The organism is Nguyenibacter vanlangensis, from assembly GCF_013376155.1.
GTDB classification, from domain to species: domain Bacteria; phylum Pseudomonadota; class Alphaproteobacteria; order Acetobacterales; family Acetobacteraceae; genus Gluconacetobacter; species Gluconacetobacter vanlangensis.
In genome coordinates, this window is the sequence record NZ_JABXXP010000828.1 from 1 (window position 1) to 1,148 (window position 1,148).

2 protein-coding genes are annotated in these 1,148 nt (G+C 68.7%); one reads left to right on the forward strand and one right to left on the reverse strand.

All coding sequences use genetic code 11. The annotated features are described in order from the left end of the window. Window positions 1-552: MlaC/ttg2D family ABC transporter substrate-binding protein (locus tag HUK84_RS19420; RefSeq protein WP_246285786.1), on the forward strand; the 552-nt coding region annotated here is incomplete at its 5' end. A 71-nt stretch (window positions 553-623) separates the two neighbouring features. Here HUK84_RS19420 and HUK84_RS19425 read toward each other — a convergent pair. After that, window positions 624-1,148: GNAT family N-acetyltransferase (locus tag HUK84_RS19425; RefSeq protein WP_176641673.1), on the reverse strand; the 525-nt coding region annotated here is incomplete at its 5' end.

Sequence of the window (1,148 nt, forward strand, 5' to 3'; positions counted from 1 at the left end):
GCCCGGGCCGACGCCGCCGCCGCCGCGGCCGCCCGCGCCTTCGTCAACGATTTCGGCCAGCAACTGATCGCCATCGTCAATTCCAACCGCTCGCTGGCGGACAAGAAGGCGGCGATGCTGCCGCTGCTGCAGGCCCATGTGGATATGGATGCGATCGCGCGGTACTGCCTGGGCCGCTACTGGCGCGTGGCCACCCCCCAGCAGCAGACCCAGTACCTGGACCTGTTCCACCATGTCCTGGTCAATGCCATCACCGACAAGATCGGCGATTATCGCGGCGTGACGTTCACCATCGGCGGCACGTCGCAGGTCGGCACGGACCAGGCGGTGGATACGGTGATCAACCGCCCCGAACAGCCGGCGGCCAATACCCAGTGGATCATCAGCAACAGCACCGGCCAGCCCAAGGTGGTCGACGTGGTGGGCGAAGGCACGAGCCTGCGCCTGACCCAGCGGCAGGATTACGCGTCGTTCATCGCGCGCCATAACGGCAGCGTCGACGCGCTGCTTCAGGCGCTGGACCACCAGGTGGCGGCGCACAGCATGCATTGACGCGGCGTCCGGCGCGCGGGGGGAGCCCCGGCGCCGGCGGAGCCCTGGAAGAGACTTTTGCTGCTGCCTCTTTACTTCGGCAGGCGGATCGGCCGGCGCGGCGGCAGGGGCGGCAGCGGGTCGGGGCGCTGTTCGCGCACGCTTTCATAGACCAGCATCTGGTGCCCGTCGCGCATGAAGCTGTCGCACAGGGTCATGCCGATTCCGCCCAGGATGGTGCGCGAGGCGATATTGGTTTCACGCGCCACCGCGATGATCCGGCGTATACCGTTATCATGCGCGAAATTCAGCACCGCCCATGCGGCCTCGCTTGCCAGGCCGCGCCCGGCCGCCCAGGGCCATAGGGCGAAGCGCAGCCCCAGCCCGCGCCCGTCCGGGCGTTCATGCAGTCCCGTCATGCCGATGAAGCGGCCGTCCTCGCGAATCGCGAAGATGCCCACGCCGTTCCGCGCCCAGCAGGCCAGGTCGTCGGCCATTTCCATTTCGGCCTGCTGGCGGCCGCGCACGCCGCCGAGCATCATGCCGAACGCCCCGGCATCGGCCTTGAGCCGCGCCATGTCGTCCATGTCGCGCCAGGCGATCGGCTCCAGCACCAG